The 13,592-nt window shown below is 61.0% G+C and carries 13 protein-coding genes; 7 read left to right on the forward strand and 6 right to left on the reverse strand.

Annotated features, from left to right (window positions below; translation table 11 throughout):
* The first annotated feature begins 16 nt into the window (after positions 1-16).
* From mmsB to ACFVVC_RS01580, 5 genes are all read left to right on the forward strand, one after another.
* Positions 17-928 (forward strand): 3-hydroxyisobutyrate dehydrogenase, encoded by a 912-nt coding sequence (gene mmsB, locus ACFVVC_RS01560; RefSeq protein ID WP_387448211.1) that lies wholly within the window; start codon positions 17-19, stop codon positions 926-928.
* Positions 925-1,701, forward strand: a complete 777-nt coding sequence (locus tag ACFVVC_RS01565) for an enoyl-CoA hydratase (protein WP_387448212.1) — start codon at positions 925-927, stop codon at positions 1,699-1,701. The genes mmsB and ACFVVC_RS01565 overlap by 4 nt, the downstream gene beginning before the upstream one ends.
* A gap of 69 nt (positions 1,702-1,770) precedes the next feature.
* Positions 1,771-3,270: an aldehyde dehydrogenase family protein gene (locus ACFVVC_RS01570; RefSeq protein ID WP_387448214.1), complete on the forward strand. Its 1,500-nt coding sequence runs from the start codon at positions 1,771-1,773 to the stop codon at positions 3,268-3,270.
* Between the two features lie 2 nt (positions 3,271-3,272).
* Complete coding sequence (locus ACFVVC_RS01575; protein ID WP_387448215.1) at positions 3,273-4,508, forward strand: CaiB/BaiF CoA transferase family protein; 1,236 nt, start codon at positions 3,273-3,275, stop codon at positions 4,506-4,508.
* 20 nt (positions 4,509-4,528) lie between these two features.
* Positions 4,529-5,335: an enoyl-CoA hydratase/isomerase family protein gene (locus ACFVVC_RS01580; RefSeq protein ID WP_387448217.1), complete on the forward strand. Its 807-nt coding sequence runs from the start codon at positions 4,529-4,531 to the stop codon at positions 5,333-5,335.
* A 39-nt stretch (positions 5,336-5,374) separates the two neighbouring features.
* On the opposite strand, the gene ACFVVC_RS01585 is transcribed toward ACFVVC_RS01580, so the two are convergent.
* From ACFVVC_RS01585 to panB, 3 genes are all read right to left on the reverse strand, one after another.
* Complete coding sequence (locus ACFVVC_RS01585; protein WP_387448219.1) at positions 5,375-5,908, reverse strand: MarR family winged helix-turn-helix transcriptional regulator; 534 nt, start codon at positions 5,906-5,908, stop codon at positions 5,375-5,377.
* A 360-nt stretch (positions 5,909-6,268) separates the two neighbouring features.
* Complete coding sequence (locus ACFVVC_RS01590; protein ID WP_387448221.1) at positions 6,269-6,499, reverse strand: hypothetical protein; 231 nt, start codon at positions 6,497-6,499, stop codon at positions 6,269-6,271.
* 57 nt (positions 6,500-6,556) lie between these two features.
* Entirely contained in the window at positions 6,557-7,462 is a 906-nt protein-coding gene (panB, locus tag ACFVVC_RS01595) for a 3-methyl-2-oxobutanoate hydroxymethyltransferase (RefSeq protein ID WP_387448223.1), read from the reverse strand.
* A gap of 654 nt (positions 7,463-8,116) precedes the next feature.
* Between panB and ACFVVC_RS01600 the strand changes: the two genes are divergently transcribed.
* Positions 8,117-8,980, forward strand: coding sequence for an ABC transporter ATP-binding protein (locus tag ACFVVC_RS01600; protein ID WP_387448225.1), 864 nt, complete (start codon positions 8,117-8,119; stop codon positions 8,978-8,980).
* Between the two features lie 1,411 nt (positions 8,981-10,391).
* Positions 10,392-10,850, forward strand: a complete 459-nt coding sequence (locus tag ACFVVC_RS01605; protein WP_387448227.1) for a hypothetical protein — start codon at positions 10,392-10,394, stop codon at positions 10,848-10,850.
* A 335-nt stretch (positions 10,851-11,185) separates the two neighbouring features.
* On the opposite strand, the gene ACFVVC_RS01610 is transcribed toward ACFVVC_RS01605, so the two are convergent.
* From ACFVVC_RS01610 to ACFVVC_RS01620, 3 genes are all read right to left on the reverse strand, one after another.
* Positions 11,186-11,527: a hypothetical protein gene (locus ACFVVC_RS01610; RefSeq protein ID WP_387448229.1), complete on the reverse strand. Its 342-nt coding sequence runs from the start codon at positions 11,525-11,527 to the stop codon at positions 11,186-11,188.
* 160 nt (positions 11,528-11,687) lie between these two features.
* Positions 11,688-12,584, reverse strand: coding sequence for an NADP-dependent oxidoreductase (locus tag ACFVVC_RS01615; RefSeq protein ID WP_387448231.1), 897 nt, complete (start codon positions 12,582-12,584; stop codon positions 11,688-11,690).
* A gap of 45 nt (positions 12,585-12,629) precedes the next feature.
* Positions 12,630-13,508, reverse strand: a complete 879-nt coding sequence (locus tag ACFVVC_RS01620) for an NmrA/HSCARG family protein (RefSeq protein ID WP_387448233.1) — start codon at positions 13,506-13,508, stop codon at positions 12,630-12,632.
* Positions 13,509-13,592 lie beyond the last annotated feature (84 nt).

Genomic DNA, 13,592 nt, shown 5'->3' on the forward strand with positions numbered 1-13,592 from the left:
GTAGGAGAAGTGTTTAATGACTGAACAGATAGCCTTCATAGGACTGGGCCATATGGGCCTTCCCATGGCGATCAACCTCGCCAGGGCCGGGTACCCGGTCACGGGCTTTGACCTGATGCCCGCCGCCTTGGCAGAGGCCGGGGACAACGGCGTGAGCGTCGCATCTTCCGCGGCGGCAGCAGCAAAGGACGCAGACGTCATCATTACAATGCTGCCCGCAGGCCGGCACGTCCTCGCAGCCTACCAAGGAGAAACAGGTCTCCTCACGGCGGCCAGGCCAAACAGCCTGTTCATTGATTGCTCCACAATATCCGTCGAGGATGCACGCTCGGCCCATGAACTCATCACGGCGGCAGGCCACCACGGGCTGGACGCCCCAGTCTCCGGCGGGGTAGTCGGGGCGGCAGCCGGAACGCTGACCTTCATGGTTGGTGGAAACGAGGAAGACTTTGCAACGGCGAAACCTGTCTTGGAAGCAATGGGCAAGCGCACGGTGCACTGTGGTACCCCAGGGGCGGGTCAGGCCGCCAAAGTCTGCAACAACATGATCCTTGCCGTCTCGATGATCGCGGTCTCTGAAGGCTTCGTACTGGGGGAGCAGCTGGGATTGTCGCATCAGGCCCTCTTCGACGTCGCCGCCAACGCCACTGGCCAATGCTGGGCCCTGACCACCAACTGCCCGGTGCCGGGCCCAGTGGCTGCCAGCCCGGCCAACCGCGGCTATCAGCCCGGCTTCGCAGCCGCCCTCATGGCCAAAGACCTGGGCCTGGCTGCACACGCCTTGGAAAGCACCGGCGTCGATGCCCGGCTCGGCGCGATGGCCGAAGAAATTTACCGTCGCTTCGCCGAAGGAGAAGGCGGGCAGCAGGACTTCTCCGCAATCATCAACGAGATCCGGGCCAACTCGAAGACGAAGGAAGCGGTATGAGCGATTACCAGAACATCCTTGTCAAGATCCAGGGCCGCGTTGGCATCATCACGTTAAATCGTCCTGAGGCCTTGAACGCCCTCAACGATGAGCTCAGCCATGAGCTGTTGGCGGCAGCCCAGGAGTTCGACCGTGATCCTGACGTGGGTTCGATTATCATCACGGGCTCCGACCGGGCCTTCGCTGCGGGGGCCGACATCAAGGAAATGGCTCCCAAGTCCTACACCGACATGTACCTGGAGGACTGGTTTGGCGTGTGGGACCAGGTGGCTAAGGTCCGCACCCCGATGATCGCAGCGGTCGCAGGGCACGCCTTGGGCGGCGGATGCGAGCTGGCAATGATCTGCGACATCATCATTGCGGCAGACAACGCCAAGTTCGGCCAGCCCGAAATCAGGCTGGGCGTGATTCCAGGGATGGGCGGCTCCCAGCGCCTTACCCGGGCCATCGGCAAGGCCAAGGCCATGGAGATGGTGCTTACCGGAAGGACCATGGGGGCCGAGGAAGCCGAAAGGTCCGGGCTCGTCGCCCGGGTAGTTCCGGTTGCAACCCTGGTGGATGAGGCTCTCGCTACCGCCGCAACGATCGCCTCCATGTCGAAGCCGGTTGCCATGCTTGCGAAGGAAGCCGTCAACGCCGTGTTCGAGGGGGGCCTTGCCGAAGGTGTCCGTCTGGAACGCCGGCTCAATCATTCCTGTTTCGCCACGGAGGACCAGAAAGAGGGGATGAACGCTTTTATCGAGAAACGCTCCCCGGATTTCAGTCACCGGTAGCTTCACCTTCTCCACAATAAGCCAGCGTGCCCTTCACGAGGCGCCAAAGAATTCTGAATGCGAGGAAGCATGACTGAGGTAAGCGTGTCCCCCACCATAGGGTTGATTGTGGGAGACAGAGATCAATTGATGTGGATTGACGGCGAGCGGACCGAGGCGGCCACCGGGGAGTGGCGCGAGGTCAAGAATCCCGCGCTCCGGGATACCGTCATTGCCAGGGTGCCATCGGCAGGGGCTGAAGACGTGGACCGGGCCGTCACCGCGTCACGGAGGGCGTTTCCGGGATGGCGCGCCCAGCACTTCACGGAGCGGTCCCGCGCACTGTCCCGGATCGCCGACGATATCGAAGCCCGGGCCGAGGACTTCGCCCGGCTGACCGCCCTGGACACCGGCAACGCACTGCGCACGCAGGCCCGTCCGGAGGTAGCTACCTTAATATCTCTGTTCCGCTACTTTGCCGGCATCGCAGGGGAAGTCAAGGGCACCACTCTGCCCGCGGGGGACAACCAGCTGCAGTACACCCGGCTTGAGCCCCTGGGCGTCGTGGCCTGCATCCTGCCGTGGAATTCCCCGCTGATGATCGCCGGTTTCAAGATCCCGGCGGCGCTGGCCGCGGGCAACACCGTGATCTTGAAGGCAGCCGACGACGCTCCACTGACCATCCTGCTGCTCGCCGAAATCTGCAACCGGCACCTGCCTGCCGGCGTCGTCAACGCCCTGACGGGCCGTGGCAGTGTCATCGGCTCTGCGCTTTCACGGCACCCTGGTGTGGATAAAGTGTCGTTCACGGGTTCCACTGAAGTGGGACGAGGCGTCGCGCGCGAGGCCGGACAGCGTCTCGCCCACGTGTCCCTGGAACTGGGCGGCAAGAATCCGTCCATTGTCTTCCCCGACGCGGTCGACGACGAGCTGATAGACGGTCTGCTCGCAGCTTCGCGCTTCACGCGCCAGGGTCAGAGCTGCACCGCGGGCTCCCGGTTGTTCCTTCACGAGGACGTCTACGACGAGGTGCTCGAACGGCTGGTAGCCAAGCTCGGTGCCCTGAAGGTGGGCGACCCTCTGGACGAGGCCACTGACATGGGCGCCATCATCAACAACAGCCAATTCACCCAGATCAGCCGGTACCTCGAAGAAGGGCGCGCCAGCAAAGACCTGGACATTGCGTTGGGCGGCAACGTCCCCGCCGACGGCCCTTTGACCGAGGGCTACTACCACCTGCCGACTGTCTTCGGCGGCGCCCGGAACGACTTCCGCCTCGCGCAGGAGGAAATCTTCGGGCCCGTCCTCGTGGCTATCCGGTGGAAAGACGTTGACGACGTCGTCCGCATGGCCAACGACACACACTTTGGACTTGCCGCCTACGTGTGGAGCCACAATCTGGACACCGCTCTGAACACCGCCCACCGCGTGGAAGCCGGCTGGGTCCAGGTTAACCAGGGTGGCGGGCAAGTGGTGGGGCAGTCCTACGGTGGCTACAAACAGAGCGGCATCGGCCGGGAGGTCTCCCTCGAGGGTATGCTGGCAGGCTTTACCCAGACCAAACAAATCAACGTCAAACTGCGGGGCTGACCATGACTGAATCAACCCCAACAGCCGGACCCCTGGCCGGCATCACGGTCCTTGATCTTAGCCGCGCTCTTGCCGGGCCTTTCGCCACGGCGCTCCTAACCGACATGGGCGCCGCCGTCATCAAGGTCGAGAGCATCAAGGGCGGGGACTCAACCAGGTCCTGGCCGCCATTTGAAAATGAACACAGTCTTTATTTCGACTCCACCAACCGGGGAAAATCATCCCTGGCCCTGGACTTCTACAGCCCGGAAGGCCGGAGAGTGCTACGTCAGCTGGCACTGCAGGCCGACGTTCTCGTGGAGAATTTCCGTCCGGGCGTCCTTAGCGACATGGGACTGGACCCGGCCGAGCTCCGGAGCGAAAAACCGGAACTGATTATCGCTTCGGTCAGCGGCTTTGGCACGTTAGGTCCACTGAACCAAGCCGCAGGCCTTGACCAAGTGGCTCAGGGCATGTCCGGTCTTATGTCTATCACTGGTGCGGATTCAGAGAATGTATATCGCGTGGGGGTCCCTGTCATCGACATGTACGCCGGCGTGTTCATCGCGTTCGGCATCGCCTCGGCATTGGCCGGCAAAGAACGCAGCGGGAACGGAATGGAAGTTTCGACCTCGCTTCTGGAGTCAGCGCTGGCCATTTCATCCTTCCAGGGCCAGCGGTACCTCAGCACCGGAGAAGTACCCGTGCCGCAGGGCAACAATCACCCGGTACTGTCACCGTACGGCGTTTTCAAAACCGCCGATATCCCGGTGATCATCGCCGTCGGAAACGACAAACAATGGCGACAGCTCTGCATGCTGGCAGGTGATCCTGCACTGGCCGATGAACGTGAATATCTCACCGGCCGCGATCGCACGGCACATCGGGACGCCCTCACAGCTCGTCTGGAAAGACTGCTGGCATCACGCCCGGCCACCGAGTGGGTGCAGATGTTCCGGGACGCGAAAATCCCAACCGGGCCGATTTACAACTACCGCGAAGTCTTCGATGACCCGCAAGTCCAAGCCCTGGACATGGTTAAGAACATCACTCGACATGACGGCTCACACCTTCCACTCCTACGGGGACCGCTGTCCATCAACGGGGAAGGCACACCTATCTCCAAGGCGCCGCCGGCATTGGGCGGGGACACCCGACGGGTGTTGGAGGGCTTAGGACTCACCGACGAGCAAATTACCGGGCTCCTGGAGGCCGGAGTGGTAAGGGAAGCTCTCGTTCCGCAGAAGGCACCGCTATGAAAACCGCAAGGGAGGACACTGTGACCGGAACGCTCCAGGTCGAGTACAACGGCCCCGTGGCAACGATCCTGCTGGACAACGAGCGCCGGCGAAATGCGATGACAAAGAATATGTGGCAGCAGTTCCAACCCATACTTCAGCATCTGGCCGACAAGGAATCGGTCAAGGTCGTGGTGGTACGTGGGGCAGGGGAGAACTTCTCCGCCGGAGCGGACATAAGCGACCTCAAAGACATCCTGCACGATCCCGACACCGGCCGTCACGACGGCGGCCATGTCACCGCTGGCGAAAACGCCCTGGCTAGCTTCCCCAAGCCGACCATCGCCGCCGTCGATGGCTACTGCATCGGCGGCGGCTGGCAGATCGCAGGTGCCTGCGACATTCGGCTTGCCACCGACCGGTCTACATTCGGGATCACACCGGCAAAGGTCGGCATCGTCTACCCTTTGTCTGGTATCGAACGGCTAGTCAAGCTGGCCGGACCGGCCACCGCAAAATACCTTCTCTTCAGCGGCGACTTCATACCGGCCGCGGAAGCAATGTCTCTGGGCCTCCTGGCACGGGTAATACCTCAGGCAAGCTTCTGGACGGAAATCACCGAATTCGCCGAGCGTCTGGCCTCCCGCTCGCAGCTGTCCATCCAAGCCATGAAGGACATCGTGGACGTCATTGCGGCCGGAGGTTACCGCTTGGGGGAGACAAACGCCGAGTGGCAACGTGAGATGGCAGTGAGCGGCGAGCCAGAGATAGGTATCACGGCCTTCCTCTCAAAGCAGACGCCTGAATTTAAGTGGACGGGACGCCATTCACGGCTGCTTGATCTCTAGGAACGATTTGGTACCGTGCTGGAGCTGCCCGCCGGGACGTCAGTACTCGTCCCCGCGGGCATTTTCGTCAAAGTCGCCCGCTTGGCGCCGGAACCGGCCAAGAGTTTCGATCAGGCCCCCAATTTCGCTATCTGTAAACCCGGTCTGTGTGAACACCTTCGCGTTCAGATCGTTGGTGGCTGCCAGGACGACTTTTCGGCCTTCTGAGGAGATTTGAACCAACGTGGCTCTGCCGTCCGTTGGATGCGCGACCCTGTCCACGAGCCCGGCCTTTTCCAACCGGTTGACCGCACTTGTCACGCTCGTGGGGTGAACCTGCAAACGCGCGCTGGCCTTGGCCATCGGCAGCGACCCGTTCCTGGTGAAGCTAAGCAGCGCCAGAAGTTCATACCGGGCAAACGATAACCCGTGCGGTTTGAGCACCGCTTCTATACGGCCAAGCAGGATCTGCTGGGCCCGCATCAGAGCAGTGACGGCAGCCATGCCGTCTGCGGCGTCGACCCACCCGTGATCCTGCCAATGACGCCGCGCCTCAGCTATCGGGTCCTTGAGCAGGGGAAAGGCAGCCGACACATCATCTCCTATGTTTGGGGCCAGCTATGGCAACGAACAATCCTTCGACCATTCTCTCATTTCGTTGCTCAATCCATTGGAGGTTGGCGCTAGCACCGCGATGTCTGCCGGAGCGCTGGCGTCGTATGTGCAGCATTTCCAACGCTCAGGAAGCATGTGTTGATCGCGAAGCATCTCACTGGCTCAAGGTGCCAGATTGAGTTGGTGAGGCACCACGTCTTGCTGCGTTCATTGGGCCCGAACCTCCAGTTCTCTCTCAACGTTCTGCGCCCCAACGATGGCACCTTCCGCACTACCCCGTGTACTGGTGCCTGCCCCTCACCGTTCCCCGCGGCAGCGCCGCGATTGCTGGGAGCCCGCTTAATCCAACCCGAGGCCAAATTTTCTGGCATCAGATGATCCGACTTGGGAGGCTAGCAGTTGCAGATCTTGACGCACAAGGCGTCTTGCAATTCTTCTTTTATCGGGACCGCGACGCCACGTTCTAGTTGCGTTGCCTTTTTGTGGCGGCAGTGCTTCGGAAAATGCACCGTCTTTTGCGTTCGGGCTTTCACGATCTGCCAGAGGGTCATAAAAAATCGGATCACACATTTGTTCTCCTCAAATTATCTTGAAGATGGCAAGCAATTACCAATGTAGCCGCACTTACTAAAAGCAATGCTCTGGGCCCGGGAATTGACCGGTACGGACTTCTTGGGCGTAGGCTTTGGCGATTTCGGAAAGCGAGGAGCGAAGGTCCGCGTACTGCTTTACGAATCTAGGCAACTTTCCGGTGCGTAGCCCCGCCATGTCCTGCCAGACGAGAACCTGTCCGGTCGTCGAGCTTCCAGCCCCGATGCCTATGGTCGGGACCGGTACTGCAGCGTCAACGGCCGCTGCAGTGGCCGCGGGTACCATCTCCATGAGTATGCAGAAGGCGCCTGCCTCTGTAAGAGCTACTGCATCGTCGATTAGCCGCTGCCCGTCGTCGCCCTTGCCTTGAACTCGGTAGCCGCCAAGGGCATGTTCGCTCTGAGGAGTGAAGCCGATGTGAGCCATCACCGGGATGCCTGCCTCAACCATGGACCTGACGGACTCTGCGTAGAAGCTGCCGCCTTCGATCTTTACTGCGTGCGCCATCCCTTCCTTGAGGAATCTGATACCCGTGGCGACTGCCTGCTGCGGGGACACCTCGTAACTGCCGAATGGAAGATCGGCGACTACGAGGGCACGTGCAGCTGAGCGGGTAACGGCCCGGCAGAGCGGAAGGAGTTCGTCGACCGTAACTGGCAGGCTCGTCTCGTTGCCGAACACGTTGTTGGACGCTGAGTCGCCAACGAGAAGCACTTCAATGCCTGCCTCGTCGAATATCTCTGCTGTGTATTGGTCGTAGGCCGTAAGCATGGCGAACCGCTCGCTGTTATCTTTCGCCTGCTGCAGGTGATGCGTACGGATCCGTCCCTGGGGCTGACCCGCAGCAACCGACGTAGGGGGACTGCTGGCGGCAGGGCCAGGTTCGGCAATAACCGGAACTTCGGGGGCCGCCGAGAGACGAGTGCGCCTGTTAATGACCATAGAGTTCGCCTTCAACTTTCTGACTATCGGTTTTCCGGGGAATGTTCATCTGTCCGTCGAGAGATTCTTGCGTTGGATCCAGGCTTTGGGAGAAAGTGCTTTCTCCTCAAGGAGAATGAACTACCGAGCCAGTAACCATCGGCTTGTTACCGTCATCGGGGTGGACGGTGGTCAAGATGACGATGTGGTTTTCCCGCACCGGGTGAGCTCCAGGCCGTTGATTCGGATCACGCACTGGCCGCGCTCACCCGAGATGCACTACTTCTCCTGGCTGGCATCCCATCGGATGTATTGCCACTACCCATCTTCGTACCACCTGCATCGCGGGAGAACTGTGAAACTAACGAAAGGATGGATCAACTTTTCATGGAGTTACAAGCCAAAGCTGGGCATACTCCTCTTGTCGCTCATGCCTTGGCGGGGTACCCATATGCTGGAAAAGGGCAGCATCAGGTACGCTGCAGTGCATCCCTGTCGGCCAACGCCCTGGATCGACCGTGCAGCGGCATTAACGGCACAGCGTTTACGTAACTGCCGGCACCCGGTGTCGGATAGTAACCCGGGCCGGCCTGCCCGCGTGTTCTGGGCCGCACGCCTACGACCCCACCTGAGAAGCCGTGACCTTTCCCATACAAATCTTGAGGAGACCTTGATATGACTTACCAGCCGAACCGACACATAGTGCTGGAGCTCGAGGATGTCTCTTTCCGCCGGGGAGACAGGGATATCATCCGTCGGATATCGCTGTCCGTAGGAGCAGGGGAGCACTGGGCTCTGTTAGGTGCGAACGGCGCGGGGAAGAGTACTCTCATGGGACTCTGCGGAGCGATTACCCACCCCACTTCCGGGACAGTAAGGGTTCTGGGTGAACTTCTCGGACGAGTCGAACTCCAATCCCTGCGGCGCTCTATCGGTCACGTAAATCCGCGGCATCAGATTCTGGCACCGCTGACCATCCGCCAAGTTGTACTCACGGGATTGACAGGCAGTAACGAATTGCCTCAAAGATGGCACCCGACCGATGCGCAGTCCGCGCTAGCCGACGCCTTGCTGGAAGATGTGGGCTTGGGGCAAAAGGCTGGCTACCGCTGGCTCAACTTGTCCCAAGGAGAACGAGGACGGGCCCTGATAGCCCGCGCGCTTATCTCTTCGCCAAAGCTGCTGCTGTTGGACGAGCCCTGCACAGGCTTGGACGTTGCCGCCCGCGAACAACTCCTGGAAACCATTGAAAATCTCACCCTAATTCACCCACAGATGGCTTCCATTCTGGTCACTCACCACCTTGAGGAACTGCCGACAACCACTAGCCATGCAGTGTTGATTGCTGACGGCGCGACCGTCGTAGCGGGTGCGGCCACGAAAATCATCACCTCCGAGAACATTACGACCGCTTTCAGGCATCCCATCGAAGTCGAACGTCGTCACCGTCGCTGGAGCGCTCGCGTCGGCCGGGAACGTCCGTTTCCTGCCGTCATGGAACAAGAAAAGGAGCCGGTTCTCGTCCTCAGTGGTCGCTGAATCTTCCGTCGACCTGCCTATTCGTCGCGGCCAGAGGTGCTGGCAAACGGTGAGCAACACGTAAAGAAGCGCTGCTGGTGTCAGGAGTTCCTTGGCGTTGTGAAGCGCCGGTGTTGATCACCGGGGGACAGACGTCAGTGGACTTCTCTGAAGAGTCGTCGCTGTTAGCACCCGGTTGGCAAAAGTCATGGAAACTCCACAATCGACACACACGTTTTACTGTGATATTTCCAATTCGTGCAATCGACAGGTTTAGCTAATATTGCAGCAGGCCAAGAGTTTGGCCACTTTGTCCCGGATATTGGTTTACTTTTCGAGGAAGCGCAGTCTTGTATGCACAAGTAACTGGCACCAATGAACGGTTTCCGGAATTACCGCTCAAGGAGGCGCAGTGTGGGAAAGTCATCAAATTGGTCTGACTTGCTTGGACACCGAGTACATGTGACGAAAGATGGCCGCATTGTGCGGACTGGCCATGTTGACGCCGTCTCCGCATCTTCAGACGTCCTCTGGATAAGCCAGGAGGGTGCTGAGAATCGGAGCTTGTACGAGAAATCGGAAGGGTACCAGGCGATTCCGATCTGGGCAGATCTGTACGAAATAGACGTCTGTTCTACATAATTCCTGCTGCCAATCTGCGCATTAGTTAGCAAAGGCCGGAGCAGCCGGGGGGCATCTCTGATAGTGAAGCCGCAAGCTAAACATGCGTGCGAACCGCCTGATTGGCGTTTTACCCCAGCGTGATTGTGACTGCGGGCCAATGCGTTGTCGAGTTGAGGGTGCCGAAAGGCCCTACCTGAAGACGTGGAAATTCCAATAGCGACTAGTTAGTAAGCGCTTATAGCGTGACCGAAGCTACTGCGACAAACCCGCGGCTTTTACGGAACTTTGAGAGGGACCTGTGACACCTGGCAGTATCGGCCCTGAGGGGGAGAACGCAGCCGCTGGGTCTAAAGGCGTTCCGTCTGGAATTAGGCCGTATACTATCCCACCATTGGCGGTCGCGGCAGACGGCGGGCCCGCGTGGCACAGCAGAGCGAATTCGGACGGTCACAGGCTCCTCTATCTGGTATTCGACGGCACGGACGACGCCGAGCCACCCGCTCAGCCGAGCGCAATTCCAACATGTTCCTGTGAGGTTCTATGCCAATGGGGCACACGCTATACAACGCCTTTGGTGGACTGCCGATGGTTGCCCTTTACGGAGGAGCGGAAAACGAGACCAATGTAGAAACGCCCGCCGAACCAGTTCGTCTCTGAGTCAGGCTTCCTGGAAGGTTCCGGGGGCGCGGATCGTGCTCGGTGGTGAACGTCGTGGGCGAGTCCGGTTTGCGTTTGAAACGACCAATCAATGTTTGAGACGTTGGCAAAGCCGAGGTGTCTCGCTACTACTTGCGGATCGTGCTCGGTGGTGAAGGAGCCGCTGCGCTTCGACGAGGCGTCGGTTGTCGGTGATCTGACGGACCCCCATGCCGACAGTGCTGCCGGTAGCGCGGCTGAGTGTTCGAACCGAACAGCCCAGCAGCTCTGCGTACTCGTCCGCCTGACGCAGCTCCCGGTAGTGCAAATCGACAGCGTCTCTGAATCGAGCATAGAGACTGTCCGCCCCGGCATGGACCATGGGACGCTCGCGCAACATGGGAGCGTCGGACAGGCGCAGCAAGAGTGCCTCGAGCAGGCTCTTCCGAAGAGCGTGGTGAGTGGCCAGGGGCCTACGTCCCAGCGCCTGGTGTTCGTCCAGGAGCTGGACGTTGACTGCACGCGCGGTTTCGTCGACATACTCCTGTCGGATACCCGCCGGGCTGTAGATGCGCGTGAAGTGATCGCGCACGGCTTCACGACCGAATGGCACGTACGGGGCCAGTGGTGACGTATCCTGCCAAGGCGCCCATGTAGCCCGCCGGATCCCGAGCTCCAGCGCCACTGGATGGCCCTCTCGAACTCGATAAGCAATGTGAGGTCCTTCGGACTCATATTTTACCTATCCTCGTGACGGGTGATCTCGTGGTGCTCGCGGATATCTGCGAGCACATCGAGCTTCCGCCTGCTAAACGCTCAATCGGCTTTCTTGCTGGACAGTTGGTAGTCAGGGTAGGCCGCCAGTCGTTCGGCGCCCAGCGCCCCTGACCGGAGGTGGTCCAGGTACGAGGACGCGTGATAGGTGTGCGGTGACGCGGGAATGCTGGGGCCGGTGCAGGCTCGTCCTCAACGATTGAGCCAGCGTCCAACCGCTTCGAGCGTGTTCTCCGGCCCGGTATTGAAGCTCAACCGGATCTTCGGGTCGATGTCGATGAGGACGTTGACGATCCGCTCTAAAAGCACGGTGTTCTCCGGCAGGAGCCGGACGCCGCCGCCGATGAGGGCAATGCCGTAGCTGCGCTCGGCAAGCTGGTTGCGGAGCTCGGCTTCTACTTCGTCGGGGTCCTTGCTGATGCCGACCATCTTCCCGGCAACGCCTTGTTCTTGGATCGCAGCCCAGCCGCGTTCCATCTGCGCTGCTAGTTGCGCCACGGTCATGTTCAGCGGTGCAAGTTCCTCGGCGGTCATGACTTCCGGGAGGAACCCGAGAAACAGGACGTGATCGTTGGGAGGGGGGAGCGACTTCTGAGTTTTGGTGGGACATGTGTGTGGTTCCGCTTCTGGTGGAGGGGTCGAATGGTGAGCGGCTGCGAGTGTCTCCAAGACGCCGGCAGCTGAAGGGGGCGTGCTATGGGATGACGATGAGCTTGCCGACGGTGTGGCCGCTCTCCGCGGCGTGGTGTGCCTCGGCAGCGTTGTCGAGCGAGAACCGTCGTTCGATGCTCAGAGCGAAGCCGGGAACGGTGAGCGCTTCCGCGAATCCGTCACGGGGGTTTGTCGTTCGGGTCGCGCCGGTGGAGATCTTCGCGCCGAGACGCGGGGCGGTGAAGTCCGAGATGGAGATGACCGTCGACGGGTCACCGGTGAGCGCGATGAGGTCGGCGATGACGCCGGCGCCAGAGAGGTCGAGGGCGCCAGCGATGCCCTCAGGTGCTGCGGCCCGCACCCGATCCACGAGCCCCGAGCCGTATGTGATCGCGGTGGCGCCGAGGTGTTCCAGGTAAGCGTGGTTTTTCTCACTCGCGGTTCCGACCACACGGAGCCCACGGTGTCGCGCGAGCTGAACGAGGGCGGAACCAACACCTCCCGAGGCTCCACTCAGCAGGATGGTGCCGCGCTCCACGCCGAGCTCGGTGAGGAGTCGATGACTGGTCTCGACGGCCACCCCCCAACCTCCTGCCTCGACCGGGTCGGTGCGCTCCGGGAGGGCCGCCCATTGGGTCAGGATCGCGCGCTCAGCGAGCGTTCCGACACCGGTACCGAACACGACCTCACCAGGCGCGACGTCGTCGACGCCGGGTCCGACCTCGACGACGGTGCCCGCAGCGTCGACGCCGGTGCCGAGCGGCGTCGGGAGTTCCGCCGACTGCGCCATCGAGCCGGAGCGGATCTTAGTGTCGAGCTGGTTGATGCCCGCACTGGCGACCTCGATGACAATCTCACCGGGCCCCGGGCGGGGGGCCTCGACGGTCACGACTTCAAGGACCTCAGGTGCGCCGTAGGCGCTGAACTGGACTGCTCTCATGGCTGTTCTGCTTCCGTTTGTGTTCGGTGGATATGACCGCGGCCGTCAGAATGCCGGAGCGTACTGGACGGCATTGAGCCAACCGGAGAATTGCAAAGCGCTCGGAACGAGCCGTCGCACTGCGGGGATGTCGGCTTGGTAGGCGGGCGTCTCGGCGAACCAACGGAACATGGCCTGCATGTCGTCCTGACCGTCCAAGGCCGCGATCGGCAGTGCCTCGTACCGCGCAGGGATACCGGTGTGCTCGGCGAACGCCGCGGCGATCTGACTGCCGGTGAGTTCATCGCCGGCAATCTCGATCTCAGCGGGAACCGAATCGGGGTCGAGGAGCGCGAGTGCGGCGATGGTGCCGATGTCGCGGGCCGCGATCATCTGCAACGAGATCCCGTCAGGAAACGGTAGTCGCAGCACGAGGGTGCCGTCCTCGTTCGTCGGTGCGAACCAGTGGAAGTTGTCCATGAAGAACACGGGGCGGATCACCGTCGTAGGCACGCCAAGGGCAGCAAGGTGTTCCTCAACAAGACGCTTGGAGCCGAAATGCGGGACGTGCGAGTCACGCTCCGCGCCACCGACGGAACTGAATACGACGTGTGGCACGCGGGCCGCGGAAGCGGCTTCGGCGAGTGCGATGCCCTGTGCGGTCTCCCCCGCGGTGTCGGCGTTCTGCATGCCGCCGGGAGGGGTGGTCATGAACCAGAAGGCCTGCACTCCGTTGAGGGCGGCAGCGAGCGAGGGTGCATCGTCGACGTCGATCCGGGCGAGTTCCACACCGCGTTCCGCGAGGGCTTTGGCCTTGTTGGACGTCGTGTCACGCACCAAAGCTCGCACCGTCGCACCCTGCGCGAGCAGGGCGTCAGTCACTGCACCGCCTTGGCTTCCTGTGGCTGCGAAAACGGCGATGGTCGGGGTTGTAGTCTCAGTCATGGTTGACTCCTTCGTGGGTAGCTATAAAGCCAACACCTCAGCCGACTAACTATATTCCCGGGAGGGGCGACATGACTTCCGCAG

It is taken from the genome of Pseudarthrobacter sp. NPDC058196 (assembly GCF_042882685.1).
Classification (GTDB): domain Bacteria; phylum Actinomycetota; class Actinomycetes; order Actinomycetales; family Micrococcaceae; genus Arthrobacter.